The organism is Mycoplasma sp. CSL10166 (assembly GCF_017116885.1).
Lineage (GTDB): Bacteria > Bacillota_I > Bacilli_A > Mycoplasmatales > Metamycoplasmataceae > Mycoplasmopsis.
In genome coordinates this window covers 111202-131043 of record NZ_JAFIRF010000002.1, presented here as the reverse complement: position 1 = coordinate 131043, position 19842 = coordinate 111202, and the positions used below count along the sequence as shown (strand labels likewise).

General features: G+C 27.6%; 14 protein-coding genes. 8 read left to right on the top strand and 6 right to left on the bottom strand.

All coding sequences use genetic code 4. The features are described from left to right. The first annotated feature begins 57 nt into the window (after window positions 1-57). From rpsF to rpsR, 3 genes are read left to right on the top strand one after another with little or no spacing between them, the layout of a single operon-like run. The gene (gene rpsF / locus JXZ93_RS04280; RefSeq protein WP_205852678.1) at window positions 58-486 is read left to right on the top strand and encodes a 30S ribosomal protein S6; all 429 of its coding nucleotides are present in this window, start codon (window positions 58-60) and stop codon (window positions 484-486) included. A 29-nt stretch (window positions 487-515) separates the two neighbouring features. Next, window positions 516-1082 carry a single-stranded DNA-binding protein gene (locus JXZ93_RS02875; RefSeq protein ID WP_205852677.1) on the top strand — a complete coding sequence of 189 codons (567 nt, stop codon included), beginning with the start codon at window positions 516-518 and terminating at the stop codon, window positions 1080-1082. 18 nt (window positions 1083-1100) lie between these two features. After that, window positions 1101-1361 (top strand): 30S ribosomal protein S18, encoded by a 261-nt coding sequence (rpsR, locus tag JXZ93_RS02870; RefSeq protein WP_205852676.1) that lies wholly within the window; start codon window positions 1101-1103, stop codon window positions 1359-1361. A gap of 72 nt (window positions 1362-1433) precedes the next feature. Here the strand turns inward: rpsR and JXZ93_RS02865 are convergent, their stop codons facing one another. Continuing rightward, on the bottom strand, window positions 1434-1835 hold the full coding sequence (locus tag JXZ93_RS02865; protein WP_205852675.1) for a hypothetical protein: 402 nt from the start codon (window positions 1833-1835) through the stop codon (window positions 1434-1436). A 170-nt stretch (window positions 1836-2005) separates the two neighbouring features. Between JXZ93_RS02865 and JXZ93_RS02860 the strand changes: the two genes are divergently transcribed. Beyond that, a complete protein-coding gene (locus tag JXZ93_RS02860) occupies window positions 2006-2740 on the top strand; it encodes a nitroreductase family protein (RefSeq protein ID WP_205852674.1) in 735 nt (244 codons plus the stop codon). Window positions 2741-2779: 39 nt separating this feature from the next. Here JXZ93_RS02860 and mip read toward each other — a convergent pair whose 3' ends face one another. From mip to JXZ93_RS02845, 3 genes are read right to left on the bottom strand one after another with little or no spacing between them, the layout of a single operon-like run. Then, complete coding sequence (gene mip, locus JXZ93_RS04275; RefSeq protein ID WP_205852673.1) at window positions 2780-5812, bottom strand: Ig-specific serine endopeptidase MIP; 3033 nt, start codon at window positions 5810-5812, stop codon at window positions 2780-2782. 10 nt (window positions 5813-5822) lie between these two features. After that, window positions 5823-8177, bottom strand: coding sequence for a putative immunoglobulin-blocking virulence protein (locus tag JXZ93_RS02850; protein ID WP_205852672.1), 2355 nt, complete (start codon window positions 8175-8177; stop codon window positions 5823-5825). Between the two features lie 37 nt (window positions 8178-8214). After that, window positions 8215-10557 carry a putative immunoglobulin-blocking virulence protein gene (locus JXZ93_RS02845; protein ID WP_205852671.1) on the bottom strand — a complete coding sequence of 781 codons (2343 nt, stop codon included), beginning with the start codon at window positions 10555-10557 and terminating at the stop codon, window positions 8215-8217. A 253-nt stretch (window positions 10558-10810) separates the two neighbouring features. Between JXZ93_RS02845 and JXZ93_RS02840 the strand changes: the two genes are divergently transcribed. Then, window positions 10811-12142, top strand: coding sequence for an MATE family Na+-driven efflux transporter (locus JXZ93_RS02840; protein ID WP_205852013.1), 1332 nt, complete (start codon window positions 10811-10813; stop codon window positions 12140-12142). A 23-nt stretch (window positions 12143-12165) separates the two neighbouring features. Here the strand turns inward: JXZ93_RS02840 and ptsP are convergent, their stop codons facing one another. Further along, window positions 12166-13866, bottom strand: coding sequence for a phosphoenolpyruvate--protein phosphotransferase (gene ptsP / locus JXZ93_RS02835; protein ID WP_205852670.1), 1701 nt, complete (start codon window positions 13864-13866; stop codon window positions 12166-12168). A 272-nt stretch (window positions 13867-14138) separates the two neighbouring features. On the opposite strand from ptsP, the gene JXZ93_RS02830 reads away from it, so the two are divergent. From JXZ93_RS02830 to secA, 3 genes are all read left to right on the top strand, one after another. Beyond that, window positions 14139-15356 (top strand): YitT family protein, encoded by a 1218-nt coding sequence (locus JXZ93_RS02830; protein WP_205852015.1) that lies wholly within the window; start codon window positions 14139-14141, stop codon window positions 15354-15356. Between the two features lie 75 nt (window positions 15357-15431). Further along, the gene (locus tag JXZ93_RS02825) at window positions 15432-15668 is read left to right on the top strand and encodes a hypothetical protein (protein ID WP_205852669.1); all 237 of its coding nucleotides are present in this window, start codon (window positions 15432-15434) and stop codon (window positions 15666-15668) included. Between the two features lie 57 nt (window positions 15669-15725). Then, entirely contained in the window at window positions 15726-18248 is a 2523-nt protein-coding gene (gene secA, locus JXZ93_RS02820) for a preprotein translocase subunit SecA (RefSeq protein WP_205852668.1), read from the top strand. 17 nt (window positions 18249-18265) lie between these two features. Here secA and JXZ93_RS03940 read toward each other — a convergent pair whose 3' ends face one another. After that, window positions 18266-19726 carry a hexose phosphate transporter gene (locus JXZ93_RS03940; protein ID WP_205852018.1) on the bottom strand — a complete coding sequence of 487 codons (1461 nt, stop codon included), beginning with the start codon at window positions 19724-19726 and terminating at the stop codon, window positions 18266-18268. Window positions 19727-19842 lie beyond the last annotated feature (116 nt).

Here is a 19842-nt window from a genome sequence, read left to right as displayed (position 1 = left end):
TATGTATAGAGTACTCCTTGGCAAATATTGCCCAGAAAGACCAAAAGGAGATAAAAAATGGTTAAATACGAAATTATGATGATCGTTGATCCTAAAGCAGACTCTAAAATTGCATTTGATTTACTTAACGAAGTTTTCGGTGCAGGAGTTAAAAAAGCTGAAAAATTAGAGAAAAACGAATTAGCATACGAAATAAATAAATCTAAATTTGCACAATACATTCAAGCAGAAGTTGAAACAGAAGCTAACTTACCTGCAGAATTTACACGTCGTGCAAATATCATTAAACAAATTTGAAGAACACTTGTAATTAATTTAGATAGTGAAAAAGGTTTAAATAGTTCTAAAAAAGAAAAACCAAATAGAAAAAGAAGAACATTCAAACCACACGATAAAAACAACACAAGAAATGAAAATAACTCAACTGAAAATACTGAAAAACCAAGAAGACGTACAACAGTAAAAACTGAAAAAGTTGAAAAATAATTTTCGAGAAAGAAAGGTAGTTATTTAATATGAATAAAGTTATTTTAATAGGTAGATTAACATCTACCCCTGTGTATAACGCAACAAGCTCAGGTGTAGGATACACAAGATTCACATTAGCAATAAATAGAAGAATATCAAATTCTTCTAATAATGAAATTACTGATTTTATTAATGTTATTGCTTGAAGATCTACAGCAGAATTAATTGCGAAAAACACAACAAAAGGTTCTAAAGTTATGATAGAAGGTAGTATACAAACAAATACTTATACTTCTAGAGAAACTAATCAATTAGTTAGGTCGTTTGATGTTGTTGTTGATACATTTGAATTCTTGGAATCTAAAGATGAATTCCAAAGAAGATTGAGAAATAACGACAATAACAACCAACAAATGTCAAATAATGGATTTAATAATAATTTTAATAATAATAACTATCAACAACAAAATAATTTTAACAATCAAAACCAATGACAAAATAATAATTCGGTTCAAAATAATGTTATGAATAGTAAACATAATTTCGAAGATATCACAAGCGGATATTCTGAAAATGAAAATAATGAACCAGATGACCAAGAAGTTTTTGGTTAATATTTCAAGGAGATTAATATGGCTTACAACAAACGTAAAAAAGTTTTTTCAGGTAGAAGAAAAGTGTGTTCATTTTGTGAAAACAAATCTAACTATGTTGACTACAAAGACGTTGAATTATTAAACGGTTATGTATCAGCAACTGGACAAATTAAATCAAGATCAATTACAGGTACATGTGCAAAACATCAAAGAAAAGTATCTACAGCTATTAAAAGAGCTAGATTTATTGCTTTAATGCCTTACACAGTAGTTCGTGTTCGTAACTTATCAAAATAATTAATAGTTACAATTCATAATAAAAGCCTCTCAAATTAAGTTTTTGAGAGGCTTTTTGTATCGATTAAATTTTTATTCAGTAATTATTTTGTTTTTGTTTACGAATTCTTTTTTAGAAGAACTTAAAATCATTATTGTAGCAGCAAAAGTTGCAAACGGAGCGATGAATCCGATTAATAATAAAGTTCTAATTTTATCTTTTGCATTTATAGTTAAAATAATATGAGTAACAAGTGTTATTATAGAAAATGCAAATAATAAAATTCCTATTATTATAGAACCGATTAAAACTCCCTTAGCACTATTATAAACTTCACTTTTGTTTGTGTAATAATTACCATATCCATAATTGTTATAATTGTTGGTTGCTTTTACAACGCTTGTTACGTTTATGGCTATAATTACTATTATAAGTATTAAGATAAGAATTTTACTTAATAAATTTGTTAAAGCTAATTTTTTATTTTTATTCATTTTGACCTTTCTATTTTTTGAATTAATCAATATAATTCTAAAAAAAAAAAAAAACGGAAGTATTTTTAAAAAATTTTATTAATTATTTTATTTAAAAAAATTTAAAAGTAAATTTAAGCATAAAAATGTATTTTTCAAAGTGATATAATTTTATGTAGATAGGAGTTATTATGGATTTTCATGAAAAAATTTTATCAAGACAAAGTATTAGAGAATATGATCTAAATCATCCGGTTTCTGAAGAAGAAAAAGAATATATTATAGATGTAATTAAAAATACGCCAACTTCTTCGAATTGACATTCATCAAGTGCTATTGTTATTACTGATAAAACTATTTTAAATAAAATAGCTGAACTTTACCCTAAAGGAACACACATTAGAACTGCTTCTATGTTTGTTATATTTTTAGCAGATTTTAATAGAATGAATATGGTACTACAAAGTAATCCTGATGTTAAATTTAACAAAAATTCAACAGAAACATATACTATAGCAGTTGGTGATGCCTTTATTCAAGCTACTAGCGCACAAGATCAAGCAATTGATTTAGGGCTTGGAACATGTTTTGTTGGTTTTGTTAGACATATAGCAAAAGAAATAATTGAACTATTAAATATAAAAGGGCAAGCATTTCCGGTCATTGGTCTTACAATTGGTAATAAACTTAATAACAATACTTTAGTTAAGCCTAAAATTAATCGTGTATTTATGAATAATTATGATATTGAAAGAATATCTTCGGATATAGAGGAATATAATCCAAAATTAGTGGATTATATAAAGGAATCTTTTCCAAATATAGATCCTTTAAATTATGTGGACTCTTCAATAAATTCGGCAAAAAGACATTCGGTTCAAACTGAACTTATTGAAGAAATTTGAGATTTAGAACTAACTAAATAAAAAAATGAAAGGAAGCATTTTCCTTTCATTTTAATTTTATTAAATATCTGATGTATTTTTTGTTGGTGTATATTCTATTAATTTATTATTGTCAAATTGGAATTCTGTAGGAATATTTGTTTTTTCAAAACCATTAGGGAATAGTCATGTATTTTTAACTTTATTTTCTTTAAAAAGTTTTTCCATACTTTCACGATATGAATTTTGTTGATCTTTCCCACCACCATAAATTAAATCATATTGTGGTAGGTTATAATCTCCGAATAAACCTTTATAATTATATCCTTCTGATCTAAAAGCAGATGATAATCCGGTTTTAGCTCCTTGAAAACTTGCGTGATATACAGAAACCATTTCGTTATTTTTTGTTCTCACACCACTTCCCGAAGCTCCACCACCCGGAACATAATTTCTTGGTAGATATTCAAGACCGTATAAAATGTATTTTTTGTTATCGTCAGAAATATATAAGTTATCAAATGGTTTTTGTTTTGCTCCTACGGTTGGTGAAGAAATGAAAGCGTCGACAACACCTGGTTTGTCTATAAAACCACGCCAAGCAACATTGTATGATAAAAAGTTACCACGGTCAAGTTTTTCTTTTGTTCTTTTATCGAACTCGTCTTCTGTCACAGTTTTATTATAATAATCCCCATCAGCATTTGTTCATAAGCTATAACCATATTCACGAGCTTTCATTTGATCTTCTTCGACATATTGTTTTATAAACCAATCTAATCAATTGTTAGATTTTGATTTAGGATAACCTAAAATAATTAATTGATCCAATTTATTTAAGTCTACATTTTTAGATAAAATAGGATTATTTATTTTTTCATAATTTTTTAAATATGATTCTGATTTAAACTTAACTTTATCTTCGTCCTTTCAATTTGCATAATCATTTGTTATTCATTTTGCAAATTCTTGAGGACTTTTACCTTTTAATTCGTTGGTTGAAATTTTTTCGAAATCAATTTCAAATATTGAAAAATCAAGAAATTCTTGTACATCCTTATATTTTTCTTGCTGTTTATTTATCAAATATTGTGATGGATTTGTTTTTAAATAATCTTTAGCATCAAAAATTCTTTTTAACGATTCTTTTTGAATAACTCCTGTATTATATTTATCAGAATCTAGTGGTATTACTTTTAATTTTGAATAATCACCTCTAACAGATTCCTTATTTACATTTGTTATTGACATTCCCGCAAATCTACTTGGATTTATTGCATCCGCAACATGTAAGTTTGTACCAAAGTAAAATTTAGTTGGATAATGTCCGCTTTCAGGTAACTCGTAATCCATAATTCAAATGGTTCCTGCAATAACATCCTGAGAGTCTATAAATTTATTTTGAATATCTCACATACTTTGTGCTTTTCTTATAAAGTTTTCTGCGTTTTGTTTGGTTTGTTCGTTTATTTCATTATCTGATTTTATTTTATTTAAAACAACATCTTTATATTTATTTAAGTAATCTGTGTAAATTCTAGCTGCACCATTTTCATCGCCATTCATTTGTTGAACTAATGCTCTAAAAATATCGATTGTTATTTGCTCTAAATAATCTTGAAGAGGATTTTCCATAGTATCGCCGTGTGCTTCGTTAATTCTTCTAATAAATTCATCTTTTGCGTTTTTGTCGTTTATTTTTTCTGCAAATTCTTTTAATTTTTCAGGGTTCTTAACGTGCTTTCTTAATAGGTTTCTTTGATTTTCATCTTCACTAGCTAAATAATTATTAATTTCTACGTGATATGTAATGTAAGATGCATCTAAATAATTTTTGTTTGTTATTGTTCTAGCTAAACCTTTATCGTTTCCAGGTTTTTTTCCTAAAGAATCTACTCACGAATCTTTTTTACCTATTTCCATTACATCATTTAAAGCCAAACCTTCTACACTATTGTTTGATCCATATTTTGGTAATGTAAATCCTTTATATGCAGCACTTTCGTAAGGGCTAAAACCAACTTCCTTGGCTTTTTTATTGAAGAATTTTATGTTTTCGTCAGTGTTTGATATTAATTCTGGTCTAATTGTTTGTAAATCTCCCGCACTTTTTATATAGTTCTTTAAAGCGGTTAAATAAATGTTATCGTCATATTTAAATTTTTCGATTGGAGTTTTTTTAACGTATTCTGTTATTTCGTTGTTTGATGTAGGTTTTTGTAATCCGCCTAATTCAGTTCCACCGTATTGCTCTCCGTTTTCGTCAGTACCTTGTTGGTTGCTTTTAAAACCAGAAATTTGAATTTGTTTAACTTCTGATGTCTCTTTAGTTAATCTATTTTTAAATGTAACATAAAAAACAACATTTCCTGTTTTGTTTGGATTTTCTTCTCCTTCTACACCTTTTGCGTTATTTACTTCTATATCTAAGAATCATGCATATTCATCGGTAGGTACAAATTTATCTAATAACATATTTCTAATTACTTGTGAAGGTAAAACTTCAGATTTACTTTGATTTCTAATAGATTCAAATGCGAAATTAAAATGTGTTCCTTCAGCTGGGGCAGTAACTACTTCAGTGAATTTTTGTTTAGATAATTTTTTTTGTTCTTCGGTTGCAGGCTTTTCCGCTTCTTGAGTTGCTGATAAAAATAAATTAAGTAGTTGTTTATTTTTATCAGATACATTAGTTTCGTTATTAGCATCATCTATTTTTGAATTAATTTCACTTCTTTTTGATTGGTCAACTATCCTTCTCGAAATTTCTTTTGTTGTTTTTACTAATTGTTCAGAATTACCATTTTCTAATATTGATTTTTTTATTTCGTCATTAATTGCATCGAGTGCTTTATCATCGCTTGCTTCTCTAATTTTGTTGATAAATTCGTCCTTATTAACATCGTTTGGTAAGAAATTTATTAATTCAGTAACTTTATTCTTTTTGATATCAATTGCACTTTTAGGTTGACCTTCATTTTCTGAGCTATTAGTAGAATTGCTATTAGCTTTTTCAGAAGATTGTTTATTGTTTGCTCCACACGAAATTGCGGTGACAATCGAAGTCATTCCGAATGTTAAAGATAACAATTTAGTTCATTTATTTTTTTTCATTTTTTATCTCCTATGAAAATTCTCATGTTTCATCACTATCAACAACTTCATATCCATTTGCTTTTAGTTGTTCGATTAAAGCGATATTTTCTTTATCCACTTTTATTGTATTTTTAAGTTTACCCAATGATATTAAAGTTCTTAATTCATTAATACCACTTGTACTTAAAGTTGTATTTCCTTTAATGTAAACATATTGAGTTTCATTATTATTTGAAAAGGTAATTTTGGTTTCGGGTGGTCCCGGTTCTCCTATAACCATATTTTTAGAAAATCCGGCATCATTTAGTTCGTTTGCGTAAATGTCGAAGTAAGAACCAGTATTAAATAAATTAACTTTTCTAAGTCTTCTTTGTGGTTTTTCTGGGTGAACTATGTCGGTGAATACTAAATTTTTGAGTGATCTAATTTGTGGGACTCTGCTAAAATCTAAATTCATTGGGTACGAGTAATCTCCACTACTAAAAAAAGGTTCGTGGTGCCTTGCTCAATATACCAATCTTAGACCGTCGTTGATACGTTTAAATTTAGCAACATCATTTGGAGCATTTTCTATTAAGTCTCCTTTATCAAATGAAATTGTATTAAATACTAATCTTGTAGCTAATTTTGAACCGGGTTTATAATCAAAACCTACGTTATAATCAATGCTGTTTACTCAAGCAACATTACGGAAAGAAAGTGGGTTAAGATTTCATTCTTCTTTTAACGAATTACCTTCTGTGTATAACGAAAGTTCGTCAATTTCTTTATCTTCAAGTTCAATTAATGATGAAGTATTAGAAGCTGCCGCATCAAAAAATAATTCTAATTGCGGTAACTTTTTGGGTAAAGCTTTTAAAATGTCTTTGAATTTTTGACCTGCTGATTTTTGACCCATGTTTAATATTCTATATGAAGTTATTTCAACTTTATCTTCTGTAAGTTCTTCAATTAATGATTTGGTTTTTTCGTAAGCTCTATCATCACTTGCGTCAATACTTACAACAGTACCTTTTTCTCTCTTGATTGCAGGGTCATTATTGGTTCTTGTAAGTTCATAAATTTCTATACCATCAATGTTTTGGATATTATATTTTTTAAATTTAGGATCACTTTTTATATTTCTTTTTTCTCATCCAGGGTATAAGCCGTCTTTAATTTGTCCGCCAGTTCTCCACATTCAATCATTATATCCAAACGCTCTTTTTTCAATATTATCTCTATAATATCTATTTAATGTTTGGTTATGACCATCGGGAACGGCACCTATATGACTGCTTATTTCACCTTTTTCATTTATATATGAACCTTCCGCTCCTAAAGTATGACCTTCCTTGAAAAGATTCTCTACATCGTTAGAAATCTTTGTTAATTTAGTTTGATCTAAATTACTCATTAATCATAAAAGTCTCTCATATTTTATCTTTTCATATGGTTTGCCTTCATATAATTTTTTATGTTCAGGCCACTCTCTTTGTCCTTGCTCTGTTAAAAAATTAACAAAGTTTTTTTCGTTTTTAGGATCAAATAACAATCCAAATCTATCCTCAAATTTGCTAAAAGTATTTTGATTAGATGGTCTACTAAAATAAAGTTCTCAATCTCAAGTTTTACCAGTTTGTTCAGTTTGTTTTACTATTTGTTTGTAATCTTCTATGTGTGCTTTAAATAAGCTTTTATTAGTAAATAAGAAATCTGTAGCTTTTGTAACTTGAGCTTTTCTAAGTTCTTCTGTTGCTTCAATGCTTGTGATTTTAGTCCCTATTAAATCAATATATTTAATCCTATTATTTAATTTATTATTAATATCATATTCTTCTACAACCGGTTCTTTCGGAAATTCTCTTTTTACTCTAACTCTAACTCCATCAATAACTGCCCTATTATCTGACGGACTAGGTTCCGGATCTTTAACTTCTTCAGGTACAGGTTCCGGCACTACTTTAACAATTGGTGAAGGTTGTTCAACTGGTTTTGACTCGGGTTTTTCTATTGGTTTAGGTATTGGTTTAGGAGTAATTATTTTGGGTTTTTCTATTGGTTTAGGTATTGGTTTAGGAGCAATTTTTTCTCTTTTAGGATTTATTTCGTTTTTGATTATTTCTTTTTCTTTAATTGGTTCTGGTTTAGGTTCTTCAATAGGTTTTGGTTGTGGAATTTCTTTTAAATTATCATCAATTATTGAAGTTTCACCTCTGACAATATCTAAATTATTTTTATTAATTAATTTTGGTCTTGTGTTTTCTATTTTAAATTCGTATTCACTTGAATTTTTTCCTGATGAAAAATTATAAACACCAGCGGCCAAAGAAGTGGAAATAGCTAACGAGGAAATAATGATAGCCACATTTATCTTATTTTTCTTTAATTTTAAAAAATGCATTACTTTCCTCCTATTAAATTTAAATCATAAATTTGAACTATGATCATTGGATATCGCCTTCTTGTTCGTCGTATGTACTTACGTTGTATCCACTATTTCTCAATTGATTAATTAAATTTGTTTCATCTTGTGGAACTTCGATTATAGTGTTTCTACTAAAAGTATTATCACTAAAATCAATTAATGTATTTAAGTTATTAAATCCGCTCGGGTTGAGAGTATGACCTTTTGAAGTTCCTTTAATACGTATTTTATTGGTTGTTTTTCCGTTACTAAAAATAATTTTTGATTTAGGAACATTGAATGAATTTCTATCAATAATATCATAGAATTGAGCATTATTTAATTCGTTAGTATCTATTTCGAAATAATCTCTATCATTAAATAAAACTAATCTTCTTAATTTTCTTGTTCCTGGATTTTTATGTTCTATATCATTAAAAACTAAGTATCTTAAAGATTTCATTGCAGGTACCCTACTTAAATCTAAACCAACAGGATAACTGTTGCCCGCTTCGTTTCTGTCAGGTTTTAAACCTGGACCAAAACCACCTTGGAATATTTTTTCATTATTTCTAACTCAATATGCCATACGCAATCCGTTATTGACTGAAGTTGCATCTACTCCGTTATCTGTCTTAATAAAATCTTCCTTGTCAAAAGATAAACTATCAAATGTAATTCTTGAAACTATTTTTGCATCGGAGGCATATCCGAAACTTACGTTATAGTCGGCTGTATTAACTCAAGCTGCCCCTTTAACTGCTCATGGATTTAAGTTTCATTCTTCAACTAAAGAATTTGTTGTTGTATAAAATGCCATTTCATCAATTTCTTTATCTTTAAGAGCTCTTAATGATGAAGTGTTTGTACTTTCTAAGAATAATTCTAATAATGGTATTTTATTAGGTAATGCCGCAAAAATATCTTTAAATTTTTGTGAACTATCGTTTTTACCTATATTTTTAAATCTAAATCCTACAACTGGAATATTTTTTTCTTTTATATCATTAATTAATTTGAGAGCTTTTTTATATCCAATATTATTACTTGCGTCAATTGTAATAACATCTGCTTCATTTAATTTTCCTTCTTCTCTTGTATCTCTTGTTAAGTGATCGACTTTAATTCCGTCGCCAGGTTGAATATCTAAATTATGTTCGCTTGCGTAATTTGAAGTTACATCTCTATTACTTCAACCATAATATCCACCGTTTGCAATTTGTTCAGGATTACGAGTATAAATGGTTTTAAATCCAAAAACTCTTTTTTCGGTGTTATTACGTTCATATTCTGCTGTAACTTTATTTACAATTGGTGAGTATGTATGAGAGTCTAATTCCCCATTTTCAGTTATGTAAATATTAGGATCATCTGGGTCTATAAAATAACCTTGTTCTAGTTGTTTTCTAGCATTTAGTGTAGGGTTTTTAAATTTTTCGAAATCAATATATGTTATAAGAGCAATGTCGCTAATTTTAATTTCATGGCGGTTACCGGCTCTATCGTAATACTCATAGGTTCCTGGTATTTGTTTTATTTGGTCATATTTTTGAACCCCTTCATCTGTAAGGAATTCTTTTATTTTATCTCCATTTTGTAGCAGTCTACCAAATTTATAAACTATGTCAATATAATAATCTTCGTTTTGTCTAATTAGTGATTTTTTTGCTGTCTCAGTTTGTCTTGAGTCCAAATTAAATTCATTTAGAATAAACTTAAATGTATTTATTTTAGTTGAAATCGATTTTCTCGCGTTTTCAGCGGTTCTTGCAATTAATTGATCAGTCACAGTAATACCATTTAAATCTGGTGTGATTTCCGCTCTATAAGGAACTCTGTTAACAATCCCTTTTTCAACATCATTTCTAAAATCCTGTCTTTCCGGAAATTCTGTAACACTAACTTCTACTTCTCCAAAGTTTTGATAAACTTTTTTAATTGTTTTGGTTTTATATTCTTCTTTGGGTTTAGGTTTAGGTTGTTCTTGTGGAGTTAATTTAGGTTCTTCTTTTGGTTTGATTGGTTCTTTTATAACTTCAGGAATAACTTCTTTTGGTTTTTCAATTTTTGGTTTTTCCTCAATAGGTTTCGGCCTGTCAATAATTACATTTTTAATTGGTTTAGGTTGAGGTTTTTCAATAGGTTTCGGTTCAGGTTTTTCTTTGATGTTTCTATCAACAACGCTTGGAGTATAAACGTCTAAATCTAAATTATTTTTGCTAATAATCTTAGCATCACTACTTGTTATTACAAAACCTGGTTGATTATAGTTAGAGTTTAAATTGTTAGCAGCATAAACTACCACACCAGATAAAGCACTAACTGATGCACTTGTAAGTCCTATAATCAAGTTAACTTTTACTTTTCTACTAAACATATTCATTTCTCCTTAATACAATTAAATTATATTCTTTTAATAATTTAAAAAATATTTTACCAAATTTTTTAAATAGCAAAACATTATTACTTTTATGCCTTGTATATAGGTATATATAATTATTTTATAATTATAAAAATTCATTTTTTTAGTTTTTTTATTATAAATTTTTATTATTTTATTCTTTTTTTTATTTTTTATACCTTATTTTTGTAAAATAAATTTGTTATTAAAAATGAAAAGGAGTTTTAAAATGGTTATTCATAAAAAAATATTTCAAGGAATTAATTTAAGAATGTTTTTGGCTTTATTGTTTTTTGGGTTTTTGCCAACTATTTACAATACAATAAGAATTTATTGACTAGGTCAAGTTCCTAATGTTTGAACCTTCTCTATTGCTGCTCAAATGCAATGAGTTCAATTGTTATATGAAATTCTTCAAGAGTCCTTTATATTACCTTTATTTTTCTTTGTTGGAGCCGTTATTAGTCAAAAAGAAAAATTAATTAATAGGTTGAAAACAGGTATGTTATTTACTTTTTCAATTTATTTACTTTTAACATTTATTGTTATTGGAGCTGCTAGGCCTTTAACAATAGCGATGGCTCAAAATGAGTCTATTATTGATCAAACCGTTGCTTATGTTAGGTTAGAGTCTATTGCAAGTATTATTAACATAATGTTTAGATTTATTTTGGTTTCCTTAATAACAATGAAAAAAGACAAAAATATCTATATACCATTATTTTTACAATTATTTTTAATTATAATTTTAGATATTTTTTTCATTTCTAATTTAAGTATTTCTTTACAATTAGGAGTAAATGGTGTTGCTATAACTAATATAATAGTTTCGTCTGTTTTGCTTATAGTAAGTTTTATCTTGTTACATTATGAAAAAATTAATATTTGAAAACTTTCTAAACTAGATTTTAAGTGATTTAGAGAATTTTTGCCAATAAGCGGATTGTCTGGTTTAGAAACTTTAGTTAGAAATTTATTTTTTATGTTCATGGTTGTTAAAATGGTAAATATGGTTGGTTCAGCTGGTGATTTTTGAACTGCAAATAGCTTTATTTGAGGCTGATTATTACTTCCTATATTACAACTTGGAGAGTTAATCAAAGCTGAAGTTGGTACGAATAAAGAAAAAGCTATTAAAAATAACACATTTGGATATTTTGTTATTGTGAGTTTAGTTATATTGATTTGATTTTTAACAATCCCGGGGTGAGATCCTTTTTTAAAAAATGTAATGGGATTAAAAAATCATAAAATAATTTATCATTTAGCTTTAATTAGTTTAGGTTTTTATATTACTTTTGCGTACAACAATATTATTGATAGTATATTTTATGGTTTTGGTAAAACAAATTACATGTTATTTCAATCGTTATTTGTCAATATAACTTTCTTCGGAATAATGTTTATACTTTATAAGACTAATGTTTGAATTCCGAGTTTAGAATCAATAACACTAATGTTTGGTGGAGGTATAGCGGTCGACTCTCTTTTAACATTTGGAATGTTTTATTGATTTCTTAAAAAAAGAAAAATGAGTATATCCAATTTAATTAAAAAATAGATGCCTAAAACATCTATTTTTTGTTAAGCTATTTTTCTTAATAACTCAAGAACTTCTGCTTCTGTTGATAATTCTACTGCTTGACTTGCCAAATCTTTCATTTCTTGAAAACTTAATTTATTTACTAATTCTCTTGTTGGTAAAACATTTGATGCACTCATTGAAAATTCATCTAATCCGAGTCCAACTAATAAGGGAACCGCTCTTTTATCACCAGCCATTTCTCCACACATACCTGCTCATTTTCCGTGTTTGTGTGCTCCATCGATAACATGTTTAACTAATCTTAAAATTGATGGATTAAGTGGTTGATATAAATAAGAGATATTTTCGTTCATTCTGTCTGCTGCCATTGAATATTGAATTAAGTCGTTTGTACCTATTGAAACAAAATCCGCATACTCTGCAAACTTATCTGAAAGTATTGCTGCCGCAGGTGTTTCCATCATTAATCCTACTTCAATTTCATTTTTGTTTTTAATGTTTGGATATTTAGGTTTTACTTCTTCATATGCTTCGTCAAAAACGGCTTTAGCATCTAAAAATTCCTTAACATTTGTTATCATCGGAAACATAATAGCTACTTTACCGAATTCACTCGATCTTATTAAAGCACGTAGTTGTGTTTTAAATATATCTGGATTTTGTAAACAAAATCTAATTGCGCGATATCCTAAAAAAGGATTCATTTCTTCTGGGAATTTAAAATATTTAAGAGTTTTATCTCCACCAATATCAAGAGTTCTTATAACAACTCTTTTTCCATTCATACGTTCAACAACTTCTTTGTAAGCTGCAAATTGTTCTTCCTCTGTTGGTCAATGATCGTTATCCATATATAAAAATTCTGAACGGAATAAACCAACCGCTTCCGAGTCGTTTTCTAAAACAGCATCTAAATCTTTTGGTGTACCAATATTTGCTGCTAATTCAACATGATGATCATCTTTGGTTTTTGATTCTTTACCTTTTAATTCTTTGATTCTTCTTAAATAGTCATCATATTCATTTTTGAGTTTATTGTATTCGTTCATTTCATCTTGATTTGGATTAACAATAACCTCACCTTTTGCACCGTTAAGAGCTATAATGTCGCCATTTTTGGCATTCTTCATTATTGTGTTAGTACCAACAACTGATGGTATTCCTAAACTTCTAGCCATAATAGCTGTATGTGAAGTTGGCCCTCCAATGTTAGTTACAAAACCTTTAACGTATTTTTTGTTTAATTGTACCGTTTGAGATGGACTTAAGTCCTCTGCTACAATAATAACTTCTTTATTAATGTTTAATAAATCAGGTTCTTCAATACCGTTAATTACATACAATAATTTTTTTAATACATCTTTTATGTCTGCAGCTCTTTCTCTCATATATTCATCTTCCATATTTTCGAAAATAGATGCAAATTCATTATAAAATGTTTTTATTGCGTATTCAGCACTAATTTTTTCGCTTGTTATTTTATTATTAATTGTTTCTATTGCAACAGGATCTAAAACAAATCCCATGTGAGCATCAAAAATTGCTTTGTGTTCTTCGTTGCTAGCCAATTCTTTTGTTTTGTTTAACTTCTCTAAAACAACATTTCTAGCATTTTCATATAGTTGGACTTCTTTTTCTACATCTTCGGTATTAGTAGTTATATCTACCGGAAGTTCTTCGATTTTAAAAACTTCAGCAATAGCAATTCCGTTTGATGCGCCTATACCTTTTATTTTCATAATTTTACCTCACTTTGTTTGTGTTATTGACTTTAATTATTTTTTAATTATTTAAACATGTAAAAAATTTATATCATTTAAATGAATAAAAAAAACATGAAAACAATGCCATAAAATATCCTTAAAAACTAATAAAATTTATGTTAAATTATTTTTAAGATAAAATGGACTTTTTTATGCGGCTTTTCGTAATAATAATACATTATTTATGCATTAAATATATAAAATAAAAAAATAATTTCATTTTTTAAAAATATAATACAATTATAACTATGAATAATAAAAAATCAACTAACACAGATTCAAATTTAGTACCAGATTTAAAGAAAAAAAATATGGATTTTAAAAAAATACAAAAATATAAATCAGCTTTTTTTAAACAAGAATCTACATCAAATAATCAGGATATACTTCTAGTTAATAACGATGCAGCTATTGAATTAGAAAAAGAAAAACTTAAGTATAAAATGGGTATATACTTAAAAAACAACAAAAAAGTTAAAATAGACTTAAAAATATTATTTCAAAGATATTGATGAAGAGTTTTAACTATTTTAGTTGCTGCAATAGTATTTAATTTAGGTACTTACATTTTCCTAAGGCGTGCCCAAACCATACCTTCTGGTGTCACAGGTATACCTACTTTAATCAATTATGCTTTTGAATCTACTAAAAAATATTTTTCACTAATATATTTGGCGATAAATGTTCCATTATTTTTAATATTTGGATGAAAAATTAAGAGGTCTTTTTTAGTTTTAACTGTATTATTTATGCTTTTTCAAATTTTAGTTCAAACAACAATTTTTGATCAAGAATCAGTTTTAAATTTTTTTAACGAAAAATTTGTTTTAACTAGCAAAGTGAATTTAAAAGAAGTTCATGATAACGACCCTTCTAATCTACTTTATACAATGATTGGAGCAGCTTTAATAGGTATTGGTATTTCTCTTTCTTGAAAAGCTGGTGGATCAACCGGAGGAACAGACGTAATTGGTTATTATTTTTCGATGAAAGCTAAAAAAAATATAGGTTTTACATTAAGTATTATTGGTTATGTAACCGCAATTATGTTTCTAATTATTTTTGCTTTTTTAAGACCTAATGAAGTCGAAGATGCAAACGGTAATAAACATAAAGTTATTTTTGGAGTTCGAGAAATTTCGACTTTTATATATGTTTTTGTGATTAATTATGTAGTTGATTTAATATATCCAAAGTATAAAAAAGTAACTCTTTCTATTGTAAGCAATACACCTGATAAGATACTTGCTTATTTTAAATTAATTGAATACTGACATTCGTATAGAATTGAAAGATTTAAATCTGGTTACACCGGTAAACAGGGCGTAAAGATAACTACATCAATATTAATTTTAGAGTCCCCAAACTTAATTCATGATTTAAAATTCATAGATCCAAATATATGAATTTCGATTACAGATGAGAGAAAAATAGTCGGTAAATTTAATACAAATTATGTTGAATAGCGGAAAAAACGCTATTTTTTATTTATTTAGTTTGTAAAACGAAAAAAATATAAATATATAGCGAAAGGAGGTGAAATGGTTTTGAATCAACTAAAAGAAATTGAAAAAGATAAAATGACAAGTATTAAACCTGGATTTGCTTTTACTTCTTTAATTGCCGGAATTCCGCTTTTTATAAATTCATTGGCTACAGTGTTAGGTTTTTTTAGAACGGCTTTTAGTAAAAAAGGTGAAATTAAAGATAAATTAACAACATTTAAGTGAGATGATGATGTAAAAAACACGAATAATGATCAATATACTATTTTATAATTTGAGTTAACAACTTTTATTTATTAATTAAATAAAAAAAAGTATAATTAAAATAATATGAAGAATTTATCGCAATTATTAGATTTTAAGACGACTGAAATGAGAATCGCAGAGTCTGCGCTCAAGAAAATTAATAAACTTGAAAAAATAGTTTCCAAATTTACAGATGAAGAATTAAAGTCAAAAACACAATTTTTTAAAGATTTATTAAAACAAGGTTATACACTTGATGATATTAGAAATGATGTATTTGCTGTAGCGAGAGAAGCGACAAAAAGAGTTTTAGGAAAAAGACCTTATGATGTCCAAATTTTAGGTGGTATTTTACTTGATTTAGGTTCAGTTGCAGAAATGAAAACTGGTGAGGGTAAGACTATTACTTCTATTGCTCCTGTTTATTTAAATGCGCTTTTAGGAAAGGGTGCTATTGTATCAACTGTTAATGAATATTTAACAGAGCGTGACGCAAAAGAAATGGGTGTTGTTTTTGAGTTTTTAGGCTTAACAGTTGGAATTAATAAAGCTCAAATGGATCCGTATAATAAACGTAAAGCATATGCTTGTGATATAACTTATTCTGTTCATTCTGAATTAGGATTTGATTACCTTAGAGACAATATGGTTCAAACAATTGGAGAAAAAGTCCAAAGAGGTTTACAGTTTTGTTTAATTGACGAAGTTGATTCAATTTTAATAGATGAAGCTCAAACGCCGTTGATAATTTCTGGCGGAGAAACTGATGAAAAAAGTTACTTTGCTGCCGACCAATTTGTAAGAACTTTAGGTTCTGAGGATTATATTATTGATGAGGAAAGCAAGGCTATTGCTTTAACTCATTCCGGTATTGCGAAAGCGAATAAATTTTACCAAACTGAAAATATTTATAATATCGAGAATTCTGAAGATATACATTTAATTCAAAATGCTTTAAGAGCACATAAAGTTATGAGAATTGATGTTGAGTATATAATAAGAGAAGGTAAAATTGAACTTGTTGACGCATTTACAGGCCGTATTATGGATGGCCGTAGTTATTCTGAAGGTTTACAACAAGCTATACAAGCAAAAGAACAAGTAGAAGTAGAACCAGAAACAAAAACGCAAGCAACTATTACATATCAAAATTTCTTTAGAATGTTTAAAAAACTTTGTGGTATGACCGGTACAGGAAAAACAGAAGAACAAGAATTTATAGATATTTACAATATGAGAGTTAATGTTGTTCCGACAAATAAACCTATTGCTCGTGTTGATGAGTCTGATTCAATATTTGCAAATTATACAGATAAGTGAGAAGCTGTTGTTAATAAAATTAAAGAATTATATGAAAAAGGACAACCCGTTTTGGTTGGTACAGCACAGATTGAAGAATCAGAGTTATTACATAAATTATTATTAGAAAAAGGAATTCCACATACTGTTCTTAATGCTAAACAAAATGCGAGTGAAGCGGATATAATTTCTAAAGCAGGACAAGTTAAATCAGTTACTATAGCGACAAATATGGCCGGAAGAGGAACAGATATAAAACCTTCACAAGAAGCAATCGCATTAGGTGGTTTATATGTTCTAGGTACTGATAAAGCAACTTCAAGAAGAATAGATAACCAACTTAGAGGTCGATCTGGGCGTCAAGGAGACGTTGGAACAAGTAAGTTTTTTGTTTCTTTAGACGATCAATTAATGAAAAGGTTTGCAAGTTATGATTCGCTGATAGAAGCGTATGCTGATTCTCAAGGCAAGGAAATAACTTCAAAAAATTTAAAATTTGCATTTAATCATGCGCAAAAGAAAATCGAAGGATTTAATTATGATTCAAGAAAATCGGTTTTAAATTATGATGATGTTATTCGTCAACAAAGAGATTTAATTTATTCTCAAAGAGATTTAATACTAGTAACTACAAACATTCAAAAAGTTGTGAGAGGTATGATAACTTCTTCTGCTAGGTCAATAGTCAAAAATAGAGAATATACACTACATAATCATTCTTATAATTACGCCGCTCTTGTAAATTTCTTAAATGAAAATATAGGTAAATTAGTTGAGTTTAATTTTAATTTAGATGAAATTAGTTCGATTCACGAGACAGATCTTACCAATTATGTGTCAAATATTATTTTAAATGTATTTGAAGAGTGGATAAAAAACGCTTTAGAGTATTCAGATACAGAAACCATTAATTCAGTTGTTAGAGATACTATAATCAGTGTTTTAGATGATAAATGACAAACTCATATTAACAGAATGGACAAATTGAGATCGAATGTTAATTTGGTTCAATATTCACAAAAAAACCCGTATCAAATTTATACTGAAGAAGGAACTAAACTATTTGATGCAATGATTGATGATATTGCTTATGAAGTTATGTTATCTGTTTTTTCAAATAGAATTGGTAGAAAATCTTTATTAACAAAAGAAATAAAAAATGATCCTGTTTTCCAACAAATAGCTCAAAATTTTTCGTTTGATGTCAATAAATCACTAGAAGAACAAGAACAAGATTTAATTAGTTTTTATAATGCAATTAAAAATAGATTGAATGAAATACAAGAAAACGAAGAAAACACTAACTAAATAAAAAATCAAAGCAACTATTGCTTTGATTTTTTATTACCATCTTTACTGTTAAATGTTTGTATCAATCTTACACATCAATTCGGAAGAGTTTGAGCGTCTTCAGATGGTTCTTTTAATAGTAGAATGCCTACTATGGAAATTAATGAAACAAGTACAATGATAATAAACCCGATTATTGCATAAACTAAAGTGTTATTATAACCTAGTGAATTACCAATTATTGGTATTAAGGATACTATTATTGTAAATACTGTGAATATAATATATCCTAATCCTCAAATTAAAGAGAACATCCAACACATTTTTCTTATATTATTATTTTTATACTCATGAGGTAAATTCAAAATAACACCTTGAATTCCTCATAAAAATAATCCTGATAGAAATCCAAATATATATAAGAAAACATAACCAACAATATTTTCTTTAATTACAGAAGTTTTAAAAATAACCAAAGATAATATATAAAATAAAATTCCTAGTCCTAATAGTAATGCTATATATCATTTTCTTTTTATATTGTATTTAGAATAAGCACCAACAGTTAATGGTCCAATAAAGACTGCTGATAAATATATTATTACTCATATTTTAAGAGTTTTATTAAATTCATTTGATATTCCAGAAATATCTTGAAACATCTTCATTGTAAAAATAACTGGAAAAACTGAAGCACTTAATCATCCTCCAAATAATAAAATTCATGAGTAAGTTTCTTTAGTTTTTAAGTATTTTCATAAAATTCTAAATCCGTTCTGTTCTTTTTTTGCGTATGTAATTTCAGCTTTTGTTGGAACATCAAACTTTAAACCGAATATTATCATAACAATTAATGGTATTAAATTGAGTGAACTTAATATTGTTAATATTAATTGTCAATTTTTAACTATGGTTTTAGAACCTTCGATATTTGTTGTCACAAAGGGCAATATAGCAATTATAGTACCAAGAGGATAAGTTAAAATACCAAAAGAAGAAAGCATAGATTTCTGTTTTTTATTAAAAAAACTTGCAACAACAGGTTGTGTTAAAATTATTGTCATTGTTCCACCTATTGCCATTAAAGTACGCATGATCAAGAATAATGCATAATAGCCGTTAGAGTGAGGTAAATATTGTGCGGGTATCCCGAATAATGTTAGGGAAATAGCTATTATTGTTGTTTTTTTGTGAAATAATTTTACTAACAATAGTGCTACAACTACTGAACCAATACCTCTTCCGAGAGTTATACCTCAATTAGTTGCTTGTGTCATAAAATCAAATGATTTATCTTTGATAATTCTAAAATGAGCTAATATTCCGAAATTATCACCACCTTCTATGTATCCCTGGCCATTTAAGGCTCCTGCAAAACCTCAATTAGTTATAAAAATTAAATATGAGAATATTATAAAAAATCATAAAAATATACCATATCCAACTTTATGTTTTTCGCTATAAAATTTCAAAAAATTAATTGCCTTATCAATCATTATTTTAACCTTCTTTTTAAATCTTAATTTTACTTAATAAATAATACAACAATATTATTAAAATTAATAAAAAAAATGCAAAAAATGCACTTTTTTTATTAAAAAACAATGTTTTT